This window comes from Citrobacter braakii, assembly GCF_002075345.1.
GTDB classification, from domain to species: Bacteria; Pseudomonadota; Gammaproteobacteria; order Enterobacterales; family Enterobacteriaceae; genus Citrobacter; species Citrobacter braakii.
In genome coordinates, this window is record NZ_NAEW01000005.1 from 87,407 (window position 1) to 102,348 (window position 14,942).

The 14,942-nt window shown below is 50.9% G+C and carries 14 protein-coding genes and 1 pseudogene; 8 read left to right on the forward strand and 7 right to left on the reverse strand.

Features of this window, described 5'->3' with window-relative positions:
* Window positions 1-74 precede the first annotated feature (74 nt).
* The 3 genes from uhpT (at window position 75) to nepI (ending at window position 3,420) form a co-directional block, all read left to right on the forward strand.
* Window positions 75-1,466, forward strand: coding sequence for a hexose-6-phosphate:phosphate antiporter UhpT (gene uhpT, locus BZK42_RS12525; RefSeq protein ID WP_003023929.1), 1,392 nt, complete (start codon window positions 75-77; stop codon window positions 1,464-1,466).
* 148 nt (window positions 1,467-1,614) lie between these two features.
* On the forward strand, window positions 1,615-2,067 hold the full coding sequence (locus BZK42_RS12530) for a DUF1198 family protein (protein WP_016157801.1): 453 nt from the start codon (window positions 1,615-1,617) through the stop codon (window positions 2,065-2,067).
* Between the two features lie 168 nt (window positions 2,068-2,235).
* Window positions 2,236-3,420, forward strand: coding sequence for a purine ribonucleoside efflux pump NepI (gene nepI / locus BZK42_RS12535; protein ID WP_016155040.1), 1,185 nt, complete (start codon window positions 2,236-2,238; stop codon window positions 3,418-3,420).
* Between the two features lie 55 nt (window positions 3,421-3,475).
* On the opposite strand, the gene BZK42_RS12540 is transcribed toward nepI, so the two are convergent.
* Window positions 3,476-4,858 carry a glycoside hydrolase family 1 protein gene (locus BZK42_RS12540; RefSeq protein WP_080859253.1) on the reverse strand — a complete coding sequence of 461 codons (1,383 nt, stop codon included), beginning with the start codon at window positions 4,856-4,858 and terminating at the stop codon, window positions 3,476-3,478.
* 92 nt (window positions 4,859-4,950) lie between these two features.
* Window positions 4,951-5,244 carry a YicS family protein gene (locus BZK42_RS12545; protein ID WP_019078023.1) on the reverse strand — a complete coding sequence of 98 codons (294 nt, stop codon included), beginning with the start codon at window positions 5,242-5,244 and terminating at the stop codon, window positions 4,951-4,953.
* A 130-nt stretch (window positions 5,245-5,374) separates the two neighbouring features.
* Between BZK42_RS12545 and BZK42_RS12550 the strand changes: the two genes are divergently transcribed.
* The 3 genes and pseudogenes from BZK42_RS12550 to nlpA all read left to right on the forward strand — a co-directional run bounded on the left by BZK42_RS12550 (window position 5,375) and on the right by nlpA (window position 6,885).
* The gene (locus BZK42_RS12550; protein WP_016155037.1) at window positions 5,375-5,791 is read left to right on the forward strand and encodes a GNAT family N-acetyltransferase; all 417 of its coding nucleotides are present in this window, start codon (window positions 5,375-5,377) and stop codon (window positions 5,789-5,791) included.
* Between the two features lie 30 nt (window positions 5,792-5,821).
* Window positions 5,822-5,938 (forward strand): annotated as a pseudogene (locus tag BZK42_RS29285) (ISNCY family transposase); the annotation flags it as partial.
* Window positions 5,939-6,066: 128 nt separating this feature from the next.
* Window positions 6,067-6,885, forward strand: a complete 819-nt coding sequence (gene nlpA, locus BZK42_RS12560) for a lipoprotein NlpA (protein ID WP_016157795.1) — start codon at window positions 6,067-6,069, stop codon at window positions 6,883-6,885.
* Between the two features lie 28 nt (window positions 6,886-6,913).
* Here nlpA and BZK42_RS12565 read toward each other — a convergent pair whose 3' ends face one another.
* The 3 genes from BZK42_RS12565 to BZK42_RS12575 all read right to left on the reverse strand — a co-directional run bounded on the left by BZK42_RS12565 (window position 6,914) and on the right by BZK42_RS12575 (window position 9,249).
* The gene (locus tag BZK42_RS12565) at window positions 6,914-7,816 is read right to left on the reverse strand and encodes a carboxylate/amino acid/amine transporter (RefSeq protein ID WP_080859254.1); all 903 of its coding nucleotides are present in this window, start codon (window positions 7,814-7,816) and stop codon (window positions 6,914-6,916) included.
* 118 nt (window positions 7,817-7,934) lie between these two features.
* Complete coding sequence (locus tag BZK42_RS12570) at window positions 7,935-8,240, reverse strand: putative quinol monooxygenase (RefSeq protein ID WP_016157793.1); 306 nt, start codon at window positions 8,238-8,240, stop codon at window positions 7,935-7,937.
* Window position 8,241: 1 nt separating this feature from the next.
* Window positions 8,242-9,249 carry a zinc-binding alcohol dehydrogenase family protein gene (locus BZK42_RS12575; RefSeq protein WP_016155033.1) on the reverse strand — a complete coding sequence of 336 codons (1,008 nt, stop codon included), beginning with the start codon at window positions 9,247-9,249 and terminating at the stop codon, window positions 8,242-8,244.
* A 110-nt stretch (window positions 9,250-9,359) separates the two neighbouring features.
* Between BZK42_RS12575 and BZK42_RS12580 the strand changes: the two genes are divergently transcribed.
* Both BZK42_RS12580 and BZK42_RS12585 read left to right on the forward strand, forming a co-directional pair.
* On the forward strand, window positions 9,360-10,265 hold the full coding sequence (locus BZK42_RS12580; protein ID WP_080859255.1) for a LysR family transcriptional regulator: 906 nt from the start codon (window positions 9,360-9,362) through the stop codon (window positions 10,263-10,265).
* 355 nt (window positions 10,266-10,620) lie between these two features.
* Window positions 10,621-11,457 (forward strand): helix-turn-helix domain-containing protein, encoded by an 837-nt coding sequence (locus tag BZK42_RS12585; protein ID WP_080859256.1) that lies wholly within the window; start codon window positions 10,621-10,623, stop codon window positions 11,455-11,457.
* Between the two features lie 60 nt (window positions 11,458-11,517).
* On the opposite strand, the gene BZK42_RS12590 is transcribed toward BZK42_RS12585, so the two are convergent.
* Both BZK42_RS12590 and BZK42_RS12595 read right to left on the reverse strand, forming a co-directional pair.
* Window positions 11,518-12,465 carry a fimbrial protein gene (locus tag BZK42_RS12590; RefSeq protein ID WP_080859257.1) on the reverse strand — a complete coding sequence of 316 codons (948 nt, stop codon included), beginning with the start codon at window positions 12,463-12,465 and terminating at the stop codon, window positions 11,518-11,520.
* The gene (locus BZK42_RS12595; RefSeq protein WP_080859258.1) at window positions 12,456-14,918 is read right to left on the reverse strand and encodes a fimbria/pilus outer membrane usher protein; all 2,463 of its coding nucleotides are present in this window, start codon (window positions 14,916-14,918) and stop codon (window positions 12,456-12,458) included. Before BZK42_RS12595 ends, BZK42_RS12590 begins: the two co-directional genes overlap by 10 nt.
* Window positions 14,919-14,942 lie beyond the last annotated feature (24 nt).

Genomic DNA, 14,942 nt, shown 5'->3' on the forward strand with positions numbered 1-14,942 from the left:
CTCAGGCGCGTCTCCCGGCTGATTTTTACAATGCCTGCCATTCGCAGGTATAAAAATTAGCTCGGGAGTGTCAAATGCTGGCCTTTCTAAACCAGGTACGCAAGCCGACCCTGGATCTGCCGCTCGATGTGCGGCGCAAAATGTGGTTCAAACCGTTCATGCAGTCCTATCTGGTAGTCTTTATTGGCTACCTGACCATGTATCTGATCCGCAAAAACTTCAACATCGCGCAGAACGACATGATCTCCACCTACGGGCTGAGCATGACGCAGCTGGGAATGATTGGCCTGGGCTTCTCCATCACCTACGGCGTGGGTAAAACGCTGGTTTCCTACTATGCCGACGGCAAAAATACCAAGCAGTTCCTGCCGTTTATGCTGATCCTCTCCGCCATCTGTATGCTCGGCTTCAGCGCCAGCATGGGGGCGGGTTCAACCAGCCTGTTCCTGATGATCGCCTTCTACGCGCTGAGCGGTTTTTTCCAGAGTACCGGTGGCTCGTGTAGCTATTCCACCATCACCAAATGGACGCCGCGTCGCAAGCGGGGTTCTTACCTCGGTATGTGGAATATCTCCCATAACCTCGGTGGTGCGGGTGCAGCTGGCGTGGCGCTGTTTGGCGCCAACTATCTGTTCGACGGTCACGTCATTGGTATGTTTATCTTCCCGTCGATTATCGCCCTGATTGTCGGCTTTATCGGCCTGCGCTACGGCAGCGACTCCCCGGAGTCTTATGGCCTCGGTAAAGCTGAAGAGCTGTTCGGCGAGGAGATAAGCGAAGAGGACAAAGAGACTGAAGAAAATGAGATGACCAAATGGCAGATCTTTGTTGAGTACGTGCTGAAAAACAAAGTGATCTGGCTGCTGTGCTTCTCCAACATTTTCCTGTACGTGGTGCGCATCGGTATCGACCAGTGGTCCACTGTCTACGCTTTCCAGGAGCTGAAGCTCTCCAAAGAGGTGGCGATTCAGGGCTTTACCCTGTTTGAAGTGGGCGCGTTGGTCGGCACGTTACTGTGGGGTTGGCTCTCTGACCTGGCTAACGGTCGTCGTGCGCTGGTAGCCTGCGTGGCGCTGGCGTTGATTATCGCGACCCTGGGCGTTTATCAGCACGCCAGCAACCAGTATGTCTATCTGGCTTCGCTGTTTGCGCTGGGCTTCCTGGTGTTTGGTCCTCAGCTGTTAATCGGCGTTGCAGCCGTCGGATTCGTACCGAAAAAAGCGATCGGCGCAGCCGATGGGATTAAAGGCACCTTCGCATATCTGATTGGTGACAGCTTCGCCAAGCTGGGTCTGGGGATGATTGCCGACGGCACGCCGATTTTCGGTCTGACCGGCTGGGCGGGCACGTTCGCCGCGCTGGATACCGCCGCCATCGGTTGTATCTGCCTGATGGCCATCGTGGCCGTGTTTGAAGAACGTAAAATTCGCCGCGAGAAAAAAATTCAACAATTGAAAGTCGCTTAAGTTAAGTGTGCATTGGTAACTTTTGCCCGCCTGGATGGCGGGCTTTTTTATGTCGCGGAACCATCCTGAATCGTGTTGATACGTTCAGTCGTCGACAGAGAGGAATTTGCCGTTATGATGGGCATCCTGTCTGGTAATGGATGTGCGCATGATTTGGATAATGCTGGCCACATTGGTCGTTGTTTTTGTAGTGGGTTTTCGGGTGTTGACGTCCGGATCTCGACGGGCAATTCGCCGTCTGAGCGAGCGACTGAATATTGATGTTGTGCCGGTAGAGTCGATGATCGATCAGATGGGAAAAGTACAGGGTGAGGCTTTTTTACAGTACCTCCACCGCCCAGATGAATCGCATCTGCAAAATGCTGCCCAGGTGTTGTTGATCTGGCAAATCGTTATTGTCGACGGCAGTGAGTCGAATCTGCTGCAATGGCACCGTTGGCTGCAAAAAGCCCGATTGGCCACGCCGATTACTGACGCACAGGTGCGTCTGGCGCTCGGTTTTCTGCGCGAGATAGAGCCGGATATGCAGGAGTTTAATGCGTTTCAGATGCGCTATAACGCCTTTTTCCAGCCCGAAGATGGCGTGCACTGGCTGCACTGACAGTCATGCCTGTTGGCGTTACGTGACTCAGGCCGACAAAGGGACCCTGCCGCTGGTCGAATAAGACGCGTCGACATTCAGCGGTAAAGTTGCCAAAACGTTAAATGCGTCACAAATTTAGTGTTACACTGCGTAACTTTTCTGCAATAACCCCACGCAGGTAACAAAATGAGTGAAGCTGTTGAACAAAAATCCCGCGCTGAGGCAAATGCCCGACCGAACTGGTCGGCGGTATTCGCCGTGGCGTTCTGCGTTGCCTGCCTGATAACCGTTGAGTTTCTGCCCGTTAGCCTGTTAACGCCGATGGCGCAGGATCTGGGGATTTCTGAAGGTGTTGCCGGACAATCGGTGACTGTGACGGCATTTGTTGCCATGTTCGCCAGCCTGTTTGTGACGCAAATTATCCAGGCGACCGATCGTCGCTACGTGGTGATCGTGTTTTCGGTGCTGCTGACGCTCTCTTGCCTGCTGGTTTCCTTTGCCAACTCTTTTTCACTGCTGCTCATTGGCCGCGCCTGCCTCGGTCTGGCGCTTGGCGGATTCTGGGCGATGTCAGCGTCGCTGACCATGCGTCTGGTTCCCGCCCGTACGGTACCGAAAGCGCTGTCGGTGATTTTTGGTGCGGTCTCTGTCGCGCTGGTGATTGCCGCGCCGCTGGGGAGTTTTTTGGGCGGTATTATCGGCTGGCGCAACGTGTTTAATGCGGCGGCGGTAATGGGCGTGCTGTGCACGATTTGGGTGGTGAGAGCGCTGCCGTCGTTGCCAGGTGAACCTTCGCATCAGAAACAAAATATGTTCAGCCTGCTGCAGCGCCCGGGGGTGATGGCCGGGATGATTGCCATCTTTATGTCCTTTGCCGGACAGTTCGCCTTCTTTACCTATATTCGCCCGATCTATATGAATCTGGCAGGCTTTGAAGTTGATGGCCTGACGTTGGTGCTGCTGAGTTTTGGTATCGCCAGCTTTGTCGGGACATCGCTCTCCTCGGTAGTTCTGAAGCGCTCGGTCAAACTGGCCTTAGCCGGTGCGCCGCTGGTGCTGGCGCTTAGCGCGCTGGTCCTGATCCTGTGGGGTAGCGACAAAGTTGTGGCGGCAGGTATTGCGATTATCTGGGGCCTGGCGTTTGCGTTGGTTCCGGTCGGCTGGTCGACGTGGATCACCCGATCGCTTGCCGATCAGGCAGAAAAAGCCGGATCCGTCCAGGTCGCCGTGATCCAGCTTGCCAATACCTGCGGGGCAGCGGTGGGAGGCTATGCGCTCGATAACCTCGGACTGCTTTCGCCCCTGATGCTTTCCGGCAGCCTGATGCTGCTGACGGCGCTTCTGGTCACGATGAAGGTCAGAATACAGTGAGATTGTTGCCTGATGGCGCGCAGCTTTCAGGCAACACCGCTATCTGACGACTGAATCAATCAAAACCCTTGTTTTCGGCGGTATGGGCAAACCATTCGCCGCTTTTCTTCACCGTACGTTTTTGCGTATCTACATCTAACTGGACAAAACCGTAGCGGTTTTTATATCCGTTGAGCCAGGACCAGTTATCAATAAAGGTCCACATATGGTAGCCAAGACAATTACACCCTTCGCTAATGCCTTTATGTAGCCATTTAAGATGCGCGGAAACAAATTCAATACGGTAGCTGTCGTTGATTTGGTCCTGCTGAATAAAACGTTGCTCATTTTCGACTCCCATGCCGTTTTCAGAAATAAAACAGCGCGGGTTGCCGTAGTTATCACGCAGATTAGTAATAATATCGTAAATACCTGGCTCGTAAATTTCCCAGCCACGGTAAGGGTTCATTTTACGCCCCGGCATTTCGTAATAATCAAACAGCCACTCCGGCATAAACGGCGCGTCAGGATTGACGGCAGTATCACGACATTTCACGCGGCGCGGCTGATAATAATTAATACCGAGCAGGTCGATTTTGCCATCGGCGATGAGCTGACTGTCGCCTGGCTGACATGCTGGGAGTTGATCGTACTCTTTTAGCAGCTCTATCAGATCCGCCGGATATTCACCTTTTAGCACCGGGTCAAGGAAGCTGCGGTTAAACAGCAGATCCGCATGGTGCGCAGCTTTTACATCCGCCGGGTGTTGTGAGCGCGGATAAGAGGGCGTTAAATTCAGGATCACACCGATTTCACCGTCATAACTTCCGGCGTGGTACGCGCTCACCGCCGTGGAATGCGCCAGTACGGTGTGATACGCCACGGTGGCCGCGCGTTTGAAATCCACCACATTAGGGTAATGGAAGTCATACAGATAGCCGCCTTCTACCGGGACAATCGGTTCGTTAAAGGTGAACCAGTGCTTCACCCGATTGCCGAACAAGGTAAAACAGGTTTGTGCGTAGCGACCAAACGCCTCAACCACATCACGGTTTTCCCAGCCACCTTTCTCCTGCATCACCATCGGCATATCGAAGTGGAACAGGGTGATAAATGGCGTAATGCCTTGCGCCAGCAGCTCATCGATGACGTTGTTATAGAAATCAACTGCCTGCGGGTTGACGTCGCCAGTACCGTCCGGGATCAGTCGTGACCAACTGATCGAAGTGCGGAAGCTGTTGTGCTTCAGCTGTTTGAGCAGTGCGATGTCCTGTTTCCAGTGCTGATAAAAGGTCGAGGTGTTCGCCGGGCCAACCCCCTGATGGAAACGCCCAGGCTGGCGGTCGAACCACACGTCCCATGTCGTCTGGCTTTTGCCGCCGTTCAGACTATCCCCTTCGGTTTGCAGCGCCGAGCAGGCACTGCCCCACCAAAAGTTTTCGGGAAAACGGTATCGCATTATCTTGCTCCTTGATGTGTTTCATTTCCCTACACAATAGGCGATTTTGCAAAACAGAAACCGGTTACAGCACTCGTTTTTCAATGCGATAGTTACAAATCCGGGCATTCAACTTTGCCCAGCGCTTCCCAGTAGTTGTTCTGATTGTTTCTTTGTATTGCCAGAATGGCTTCGCGGATGTGTTGCTGATTACGGGTATCAGCCATAATCGTTTTTTCCCACACCTCATCCGATGGCGACCCCTGCGGGGTACAAATCTTGCGTAAATCCTTCAATACGGTGTTTTTTTCATGAACGGACTGTAGAGAGCCATAAGCCGAATCGGCCTGCGCCAAACCCGGCAGCATGAAAAGAATGGCAATAAGCGGTAAAACGGCTTGTTTCATGATAATAATCCTTGTTGTCGATGCGCATCATCTCAAGAGTAAGTGTAGACGGCATGCGCCTCACTCATCAGCCTGTGTTAATTTCTAAAAAGAAAATCAGCCAGAAGTTTTAGTTTTTCAGGAGGATAGGATGCAAATACAGATTACAGATACCATTACTGAAGACGATCAAAATGCTCTGCTTGTTGGACTGCGCGCCTACAATCGCCAGTTCCTGAGGACCACCAATTTTGGCGACCTGGCGGTGTACTGGCGCGATGAGCACAATGAAATACTGGGCGGGCTGATCGGTAAAATCAAAGGCGAATGGCTGTGTATTGATTTCCTGTGGATGCATGACTCGCTGCGTAAAGGCGGTTACGGCACAAAGTTGATGCAGGCCGCTGAACAGACGGCGCGTGAGAGAGGATGCCTGCATGCGCTGGTGGACACGATGAGTTTCCAGGCGCTGCCGTTTTATCAGAAAAACGGCTATCAGTTGCAAATGACCCTCGATAACTTTCCAGAAACCGGTTCCGCGCGCCATTATTTGTCGAAAACGTTTTGATGACCGGAAGGACTGCAAAAGGGATGACTTGAAGGCAAACAGGAAGAAGCGTTGCGGATAGCCCAAGCCATGCTTGAAAAGGGGATTGATCGTGAACTGGTGCTAATTATTACTGGGCTTTCCTTTGATGACCTAACGGCACATTCCGACTCATTTTCCTTTTCGCATTATGCTTTTTTCTTCTTGCTGATGCTTTTTCGTTTTTTAAACCGCAGCGGCCTTCCCGCTATAGTCATTTCATTACTCATCAGGCGGTTATTGCAAAAGGATAAAACGTGAAACTGAAAATACCTTATTTCGGGGCTGGGGCGGCGTTATTACTGGCGGGATTATTGCTGGCAGGATGCGATCAGCAGAACAATGATGCAAAGCATATTAAAGTGGGCGTGATTAACGGCGCAGAGCAGGATGTGGCGGAAGTCGCGAAGAAAGTCGCTAAAGAAAAATATGGCCTGGAGGTGGAATTGGTGGGGTTTAGCGGTTCTCTGCTGCCCAACGATGCCACTAATCATGGTGAGCTGGATGCCAACGTCTTCCAGCATCGTCCGTTCCTTGAACAAGATAATAAAGCGCACGGCTATAAGCTAGTAGCGGTGGGCAATACCTTTGTGTTCCCGATGGCGGGTTATTCGAAGAAAATCAAAACCGTTGCTGAACTAAAAGACGGTGCGACGATTGCGATACCTAACGATCCGACCAACCTTGGGCGGGCGCTGTTGCTGCTACAAAAAGAGAAGTTAATCACTCTGAAAGCGGATACCGGCCTGCTGCCAACGGCGCTGGATATTACGGATAATCCGCGACATTTGAAAATTATGGAACTGGAAGGGGCGCAGCTACCGCGCGTGCTGGACGATCAAAAAGTGGATGTGGCGATTATCAGTACCACCTACATCCAGCAAACCGGGCTTTCTCCGGTACATGACAGCGTATTTATCGAAGACAAAAATTCACCGTACGTGAACATTCTGGTGGCGCGAGAAGACAATAAAGATGCCGAGAATGTGAAAGAATTCCTGCAATCTTATCAGTCACCGGAAGTGGCGAAGGCGGCAGAAACTATCTTTAACGGCGGCGCAGTTCCGGGCTGGTAATCATCACCCGTTGCCGCGCCGGTTGGGGTTAAACCGCTCTGGCGCGGCGACGTGAGTCCATTGAGATAAGCACGACCGATGAGAGGATCAAAAGCGTACCCAGCCAGTCTGGCAGGGTAAAGGTGATGCCTAACAGCAGCAGGGACAGCAACGCACTGCTCAACGGTTCCGCGCAGCTTAAAATGCTCGCTTTCGGTCCGCCAATCATCTGCGCGCCTTTCAGGTACAGGCTAAACGTGAGCGACGTGCCGATGACCACCAGATAGAAAAACGCCAGAATTAAACTGCCATTCACCACGAAATGAGTTCCCTGCCCGGCATAGAACGGCAGTAGGATCATTCCACCGATTAACATACTCCAGCCGACGACCGGCAACGTGCCGTAGCGCGCGATGAGCGTTGAGGGGTAGGTGGTATAGAACGCGGCGGCAAACGCCGAGGCTATTCCCCAAAACAGCGCGGCAGCTGAGATAGACAACGACGTCGGGTTACCGTGGGTGACCAGTAAGAAGGTGCCGATGAGCGAGGTGAAGATCGCCGTCATCACTAAAATCCCCGGCCGCGCTTTGCGCACCACGGAGAACCACGCCACGATAATGGTCGGTGACAAAAATTGCAGCACCGTCGCGGTGGCGGCGTTGGATTTTTCGATGGTCAGCAGGAAGGTTAGCTGTACGGTGAGTGCCCCGACCACGGAAAAAATCAGCAGGCTGATGGCGTCCTTGCGGTTTTTGATAATGGAGAACACGTTGTCGCCGTGCACGAAAGAGAGCATCAGCAGAATGAGCCCCGCGAAAATCAGGCGCGTCATGGTCAGAAACTGCGACGACATCTGGCTTTGTTCCATGATGTACTGCGCGCAAACGCCTGAACTTCCCCATAATACGGCGGCAATCAGGACGTTCATCATCCCTCTTCTGGTGGAACTCATCTTTCCCTCTGCATGTTGTTTTGTTTTATTTGTGTGCAGGCATCATAGCAGAGATAGCGAAGCGAGTGAGACATGACGGGCACAGCCCCCCACACCGCAGGGGGCTTCGGCAGTCATCTTACGGCGTAATCGGCGTCAGATAATCCAGTCGTAGCGGTTCGGCCAGCAGCTCGTTCATTTGCAGAATAAACGTCTGGAAATGGGGCAGGGCGATATGCTCGTCCAGACCGGCCTGACCGCGCCAGGATTCACGAACGTAGAAGACATCCGGTGTGTCGCGCAACTGGAACAGGGCATACTCAATATTGCCCGGCTCCTGGCGCGTGGGCAGCAGCAGAGCCTGCAGCGCCTGTTTCAGTGCGTCGATTTTCCCCGGTCTGGCTTTCAGTACCGCAATAATTGAAATCACTTCTGAATCAGACATGTTAAAACCCCTCCAGCACAATCTTGCCGACTGAACGACCGGTTTCAATTTGCGCGTGCGCTTTTTGCAGATTCGCCGCGTTGATTGCGCCAAAATGCTCGCCCAGCGTGGTGCGAATGGTGTTGTCATCGATCAACTGTGCCACGCGGGTTAATAGCTGATGCTGCGCAATGATGTCGTGGGTGGTAAACATCGAACGGGTAAACATAAATTCCCAGTGCAGCGAAATGCTTTTGGCCTTCAGTGGACGTGCATCGAGGGTTTGCGGATCGTCAATCAGCGCCAGTTTGCCCTGCGGCGCCAGGGCGGCAATAATTTGCGGGTAGTGCTGCTCGGTATTGTTCAGGCTGGCAACGTGCGTCACCTCTTTAATGCCTATCCGAGCCAGCTCTTCCATCAGCGGCTTGCTGTGGTCAATCACATGATGAGCGCCTGCTTCACGTACCCATTTCTGGCTCTGTGGACGTGAAGCGGTACCGATGACAGTCATTTTGGTCAGCTTACTGGCCAGTTGCGTCAGGATAGAACCGACACCGCCAGCAGCGCCAACAATCAATAACACATCATTTTCATTGCCATTTTCCTCAACGCCCAGGCGGTCGAACAGCATTTCCCAGGCGGTGATGGCGGTCAGCGGCAGTGCCGCAGCAGAAGCGTTGTCCAGCGATTGCGGCTTCAGCGCGGTAATACGTTCATCGACCAGCTGAAATTCACTGTTACTGCCAGCGCGACCCAGCGCACCGGCATACCAGACTTCATCGCCAGGAGCGAACAGAGTGACTGCTTCACCCACGGACTTCACTACGCCAACGGCGTCCCAACCCAGCACGCGGGGCACATCAGCGTTAAAACCTTCGCGGACCTTGGTATCAACGGGGTTGACGGAAATGGCCTTCACTTCAACCAGCAGATCGTGCCCGGAGGCGACGGGCATGGGCAGGTCAATCTCTTGTAAAAATTCAATATTACTGCCGTCGGTTGCGGCGCGGGTAATAGCGATGGCTTTCATAATCTCTCCGGTTAATAAACCTTCTATCTGTTGAATAATTCGATGGTAAACCGGTAGCAGAACGGGAAAAATAGCCCTTCGGCGACAGGACTTATACTCGGGGAGTGAAAATGTTCCGGCTTGAAGATCTCACGTTGTTTGTCCGCGTCGCGGCGCTGAATAGTTTTAGCGATGCCGCACGCGAAGTCGGCGTTCAGCCTGCTCAGGTCAGTTCTGCTATTAAGCGCCTGGAGTCTACGCTGGCTATCCGCTTGTTCGCCCGCTCCACGCGCAGTCTGCGCCTGACGCCGGAAGGTGAGGTCTGGCTACCCTATGCCCGCCAGATGCTGGACGTGATGCATGCCGGACTGCAAAAAATTCAGACCCCGGAAGATGAAGTTTCAGGCACGCTGCAAATCGCCGTACCTTCCGATCTCGGTCGGAACCTACTGCTGCCGGTCTTTCAGTCGTTTCGACGCCGCTATCCCGCGCTGCGCCTGCGGATTTTTTTCTCCGACCAGGTGACGGATGTCTTTAAAGACCCCGTCGATGTGGCGTTTCGCTATGGCAACACCGAAGACGCATCTTACATTGCGCTGCCTGTCGCACCGGGTAACCGACGCGTGCTGGTGGCATCACCGGAATGGGTTGTGCAAAACGGCGCGCCGCAAACTCCGGATGATTTAACACAGCTCAACGCCATGACCTTCGTTTTACGCGGACGCCTGCACGATCGCTGGACGTTTACGCATAACGGCGAGGTTAGCAGTGTGCAGGTTAACGGCACCATTATGAGCGATGATGCTGAAGTAATCCGACGGCTGGCGATTGTCGGAGAAGGCATCGCGTACAAGTCGTGGCTGGATGTCAGCGAGGATGTGCGTGATGGACGATTGCAGCTACTGATGCCTGATTACCTGGGCGAGAAAGCCCCGCTGAATATGATTTGCCCACATCGTAAGCAGCTTTCAACGGCTGTCCGTCTGCTGCATGACGCCGTGAAGGCGCGGTGTGACACGTTGGGCATTTCCCCGTGAGGTGTTCAATCGCAGGAATATTATTCGATAGTCATACGCATAAATAATAGCTAATCTCTGTTGCTGGCATTAATCTGATCGGAACGCCGATCAGTTAGTGATAATTGTTTCATTGAGTATAGTTTCTTCGATAAATATTATTTCTTAAACTAATGCAGTGTTTATAATATTTATGTTAAGAATTTTTTGGTCGATGATTTAATGACTTGTATATTTATTAAAAGATATTTGACGAGATACCTTCCGCTACGATATAAAACATAATAGCCCCGATACATGCCTATTTCTTTGCCTGATTGTTAAACGCATTGATGCTTTTTGTTATTACGTTATTTATTGGGGTAGGAGAGGGCCATTGAAGTCAAAGACTATAAATGATGTATTGTATTATATAGAAGATAATTTTGTTTCAGGCATTGGTATTGATGACATTTCACAGTTTTCCGGATACAGCCGCAGGCATATACAGAATATTTTAAAACAGCGAATAAATATGCCTGTGGGGCTTTATATTCGTAGACGACGGATAACCAAAGCAGCAAGCTTGTTACGCCTTAATCATATGGATATTATCGATATCTCAGTGCGGGTGGGATTCGATTCTCAGCAATCTTTCTGTCGTGAATTCAAAAAACTAACCGGTTATACCCCCACAGAATACCGTAAAAATCCCAGTTGGGATCTTTCGCCGTTAATGTCGTTTGTACTGCGCAGTGATATTGTTGTCGGCGAATTGCAACTACGTACCTTACCTGCTGATACCGTGCATGGATTTCAGTACAATTATGACACACCAATCCCGCCTGCCAGTGACTCACATCTGCATCGATTAAATCTAATATTTGAGCAACTTACTAGTTCAAAACAAAATGTGTGGGCATTAACTGATTTCTCGTCTAATCCAAACTCAATGATGCGGTTGAAAGTTAAAAGCATCATTGGTAATAAAAGTCATCATTCGCCCAATGCCTATAATCGTTATGAGTGTCCTTCGGGAACGTATGCCTGTTTTTCATTCAGATTCAAGAAAGAGGACTATCCACTCTATTCAAGATATATTTATTTTAAGATGTTGCCGGAGAGTAAATTAAAAAGAAAGGCAGGCTATGATATTGAAATATTCCATTATAACCAAGAGGATCTTAAAAATAAAATAATCACCTGTGAACATTACATTCCGATAGATGTGTAATGTAAAAAAGCTCCACTTGCGTGGAGCAAAGACCTCGCAGTACGCCTAAATTAGGATTAATTATTGGTACTCAGCATTGAAATACAAAACTGAACGTACAATGCCGGGACTGACATTGTTAGCTGTTTGATAATACTGAGCATAAAACGGGATGGAATGATTACCTTTATCTTGAGGCGCTAAATTGATATATGAAGGTGTATTGAATTTAACAGGCTGTTGTTGTTGATCTAACACCTGAATGCCGATGCCAGCAGCGCCTTTGGGGTGGATATTCTTTAGTACACCGATAATACTGCGGTGACCATTCTCTGTGTCGCTCCAGCTTAGAATAACCCGGGAAGGCGTCGTAAAATCACTTTTACAGAGAAGGTCGATAGTAAATGGTTTTCTTCCCGCAGTGCTTCCATAGCCTCTGAATTGCTCAAGTGCTATATCGGGCAGTTTGACGTTGATCGAGCGGTTGCCTTTGATTGCACATGACCGGTTGAGCATCGTGATATATTTTGCCGGCACAATGATATCCACCACGGGCAACGATTGAGCCTCACTTCTGATTTGCAGGTTGATGGAACCCGCAGCGGCTCCTGCCGCAAGCTGATCATCCAGTTTGATCAGCTCAATCTTTATTTTGCTGTTCCTGAATTCATCTGCCGTCGCTCTGAAAGTTGATGGCCACTGGATCGTTTGTCCGGTTGAGGTTTCCAGGGTGACTTTAATGCCAATCCCACTCACATTGCTGCGTATAATACCGGGTTGTTTCATTGCGGACCGATCGCCAATAATCTGTGCGGAAAAAGGGTGGTTGTCAGTACAGCCTGACGCCTGAATATTCTGTAGCGAAAGCGTGCGCGTCTGAATAACTCCCCCTGACTGGATTGATTGCTTATCGTTAACGATTTCCGGCGACAAAATAAACTTTTGTGTGGTCAGGGTACATGCAGCACTGGCTGTCTGATGAATGCCCAAGGCACAGCCCAGAATTAAAGCGGTACGTATTACCGACATGTGGCCTCCTGGTTTTTTAACACGATCGTGCATTTCCCTGTTTCCAGTGAAACGAACACTTCTGGTGAGGTGGTTTCATCAATATAAAGCGCACCGCCTTGTCCGACGTAGCCGACATGATTATTGGCATTGTCGCGGATGATGGCACCGAATGGCATTCTCTGCTGACCCTGCAGGCGGGGATAAATAATGTTCTGTTTTCTGAGCGTCGTTTCAAAGGTGACTGGAATGACATTACCTTCGTAAGGCGCAACCTTGGCCTGAGTTTTGGTAAAGTTCAGACCTTCAGTTGAACCTTTTGGATCGATAGTAACGTCATTCACGCGCCACGGACGAAGCCAGGGCAGAATGGCGTAGCCATTTTTATCGAAGCGGGTTCCAGGTACGCCTTCAAGATGAGCGCCATGCGCATCAGGCGCATAGACCAGCGCGACGGTATCTGAGCGCTCTGGCGAGAAGGTTATTCCCCCCGCGTGCCCAACCAGCATGCCACTCATTCCACCGCTTACCTGGTGCCATGAGTTACTCTGACTCCACGTCCCGTTCAGCGAGGTATAAGGCGTACGCACCATGCCGTTTGCTCCCCATTCCACACTACCGCCGCGGAGATAGCCGGTATTGACCCCCCAAACGATATTGTTTTCCTCATCAGTCGAGGTCGTGAAGCCGAGGCGTGTATTGCTGGCTTTGCCGTTATTGCTGTAGCTATCAGAGGAGATCTGCGTAAAACCGGCGTTATCCCGGGGCAGGAAATAGCTGAATGAGAGCATGATTTGGTCATCTTTGATGACCGAACCCTGTTGATCCTCATTCCAGAAACGCTGGGCGGATATACTCCAGGTCAGGTTGCCCCAGGCATTGGTGTATCCCACGGCATACTGGCGATAATTATCCTGCTGATCCCAGAACTTCTTAAGAGAGCCGGATAAATAGAATGATCCCCAGGTATCGGATAACGGCTGATTAATACTGGCGCTAAACGACTGCTTCTCGCGTGACGAGAAATATTGGCTGACGAATGCCTGTGCATCCAGGGCATCCAGCGCATCGCGTTGACCGTAAAAGTGATGTGAACTGTATTTTGCTTCCAGCCAGAGCGCGGTTGCCGACCAGGGTAGGGTGCTATTCCATGTCAGACGATACAGCTGTCCTTGTTGACGATTGTCCTCAAGCTTCAGGCGCGATTGGGTGATATCAAGGGCGAATGCGCCGAGTTGGGTGTTCAGACCGCTACCGATGAGGGCTGACTGATAGCGCTCGAATCCAGAGGCCCCGGTATACAACGTTAAATAGTTGTTCAGGCCATACTGCCAGTAGGCCTGGGCTAAAAACGGATCTTCATCATAATTATCTTCATCGACGGTGCCGAGAGTGATGCCATAGCGCGAAATGCCGGGTTTTAGTAGCTGTGGTACCGAAGAGTATGGAACGGTAAAGCGGCGGATACGCCCGTCTGATTCCTGAATCGTGACCAGCAACTCGCCGCCAGTATTCGCGGGCAACACGGAATCAATCGAGAATGGCCCAGCCGGAACCGAGGACTGATGAATGGTTTGACCATCCTGGGTAACGGTAATACGGGCGTTGGTCTCAGCTACGCCGCGAATAATCGGCGCCCAGTTCAGCGTGCTATCCGGGCGCATTAAATCCTCAGAAGCCAATCCCACTCCGAGAATAGCCATACTGTCGAACATCTGGCTGTCAGTATAGAACTTGCCAGCGCTTAACATGGATTTCCAACGAGTGATGGGCCGTTTTAGCGTCGTGCGATTATTGGCGTAATGGCTACCTATTTTGCTGTCCCAATTTTGGCTACCAAAATGTTCAATTAGCCACCCTCCAGCAGAGCTTCGTATATCCATCCCCACCCAGGCGCTGTCCGTACTTGAACGATCGTTACCACGTTGCTGGCTGCTGTAGTAATCGGCGTTATAGCTGAAATTAATCGCCGGTACTCCTGGTTGCCAGAGTTCAGGTTGGACATAATTGTTTTCGATATTATCAACATAAGCCTGCGGGATGGTGATGCGCAGCTCAAGCTGGCTGGTGTTGAGTCTCTCCGTTGCTTTCCCGCTGGTGTCCCAATCGGCAATGCTGCCGCAGCGTGAAGGGTGAGCTGCCAGCGTTTGATTCATTTTTTCTGGGTTAATGCCCACGCCTTTGAGAAATGCTTCTGAATAACAGCTAACTAAATCGCCGTGATTATCTTTTTTGAATAATAGTTCACGACGTCCACGCCAGTTATCATTAATATAAATATCTACGATATATGTCCCGGGCAATAAGCCTGCGGCATTAAAGGACTGCAAATCGTTAAGTGAAGCATTGCCCATTAAGATGGCGTTATCGAACTCGTAGCGAGTGCTGTCTTCTGCGTGAGCTCCAACGGAAAATAATGAACCATGAAAAATAATGAAACAGGGTATGGTGAGGATCCTTTTACATAAACCCATTACTAATTCCTTTTATCCCTTTTT

Bases quoted from the DNA above. Each gene is read 5' to 3' on its own strand.
- BZK42_RS12570 (WP_016157793.1), bottom strand. From the start codon at position 8,240: ATGTCTGATTCAGAAGTGATTTCAATTATTGCGGTACTGAAAGCCAGA.
- BZK42_RS12575 (WP_016155033.1), bottom strand. From the start codon at position 9,249: ATGAAAGCCATCGCTATTACCCGCGCCGCAACCGACGGCAGTAATATT.
- BZK42_RS12590 (WP_080859257.1), bottom strand. From the start codon at position 12,465: ATGTCGGTAATACGTACCGCTTTAATTCTGGGCTGTGCCTTGGGCATT.
- BZK42_RS12530 (WP_016157801.1), top strand. From the start codon at position 1,615: ATGATTTGGATAATGCTGGCCACATTGGTCGTTGTTTTTGTAGTGGGT.
- BZK42_RS12550 (WP_016155037.1), top strand. From the start codon at position 5,375: ATGCAAATACAGATTACAGATACCATTACTGAAGACGATCAAAATGCT.
- BZK42_RS12565 (WP_080859254.1), bottom strand. From the start codon at position 7,816: ATGAGTTCCACCAGAAGAGGGATGATGAACGTCCTGATTGCCGCCGTA.
- BZK42_RS12540 (WP_080859253.1), bottom strand. From the start codon at position 4,858: ATGCGATACCGTTTTCCCGAAAACTTTTGGTGGGGCAGTGCCTGCTCG.
- BZK42_RS12595 (WP_080859258.1), bottom strand. From the start codon at position 14,918: ATGGGTTTATGTAAAAGGATCCTCACCATACCCTGTTTCATTATTTTT.
- BZK42_RS12580 (WP_080859255.1), top strand. From the start codon at position 9,360: ATGTTCCGGCTTGAAGATCTCACGTTGTTTGTCCGCGTCGCGGCGCTG.
- uhpT (WP_003023929.1), top strand. From the start codon at position 75: ATGCTGGCCTTTCTAAACCAGGTACGCAAGCCGACCCTGGATCTGCCG.
- BZK42_RS12545 (WP_019078023.1), bottom strand. From the start codon at position 5,244: ATGAAACAAGCCGTTTTACCGCTTATTGCCATTCTTTTCATGCTGCCG.
- nepI (WP_016155040.1), top strand. From the start codon at position 2,236: ATGAGTGAAGCTGTTGAACAAAAATCCCGCGCTGAGGCAAATGCCCGA.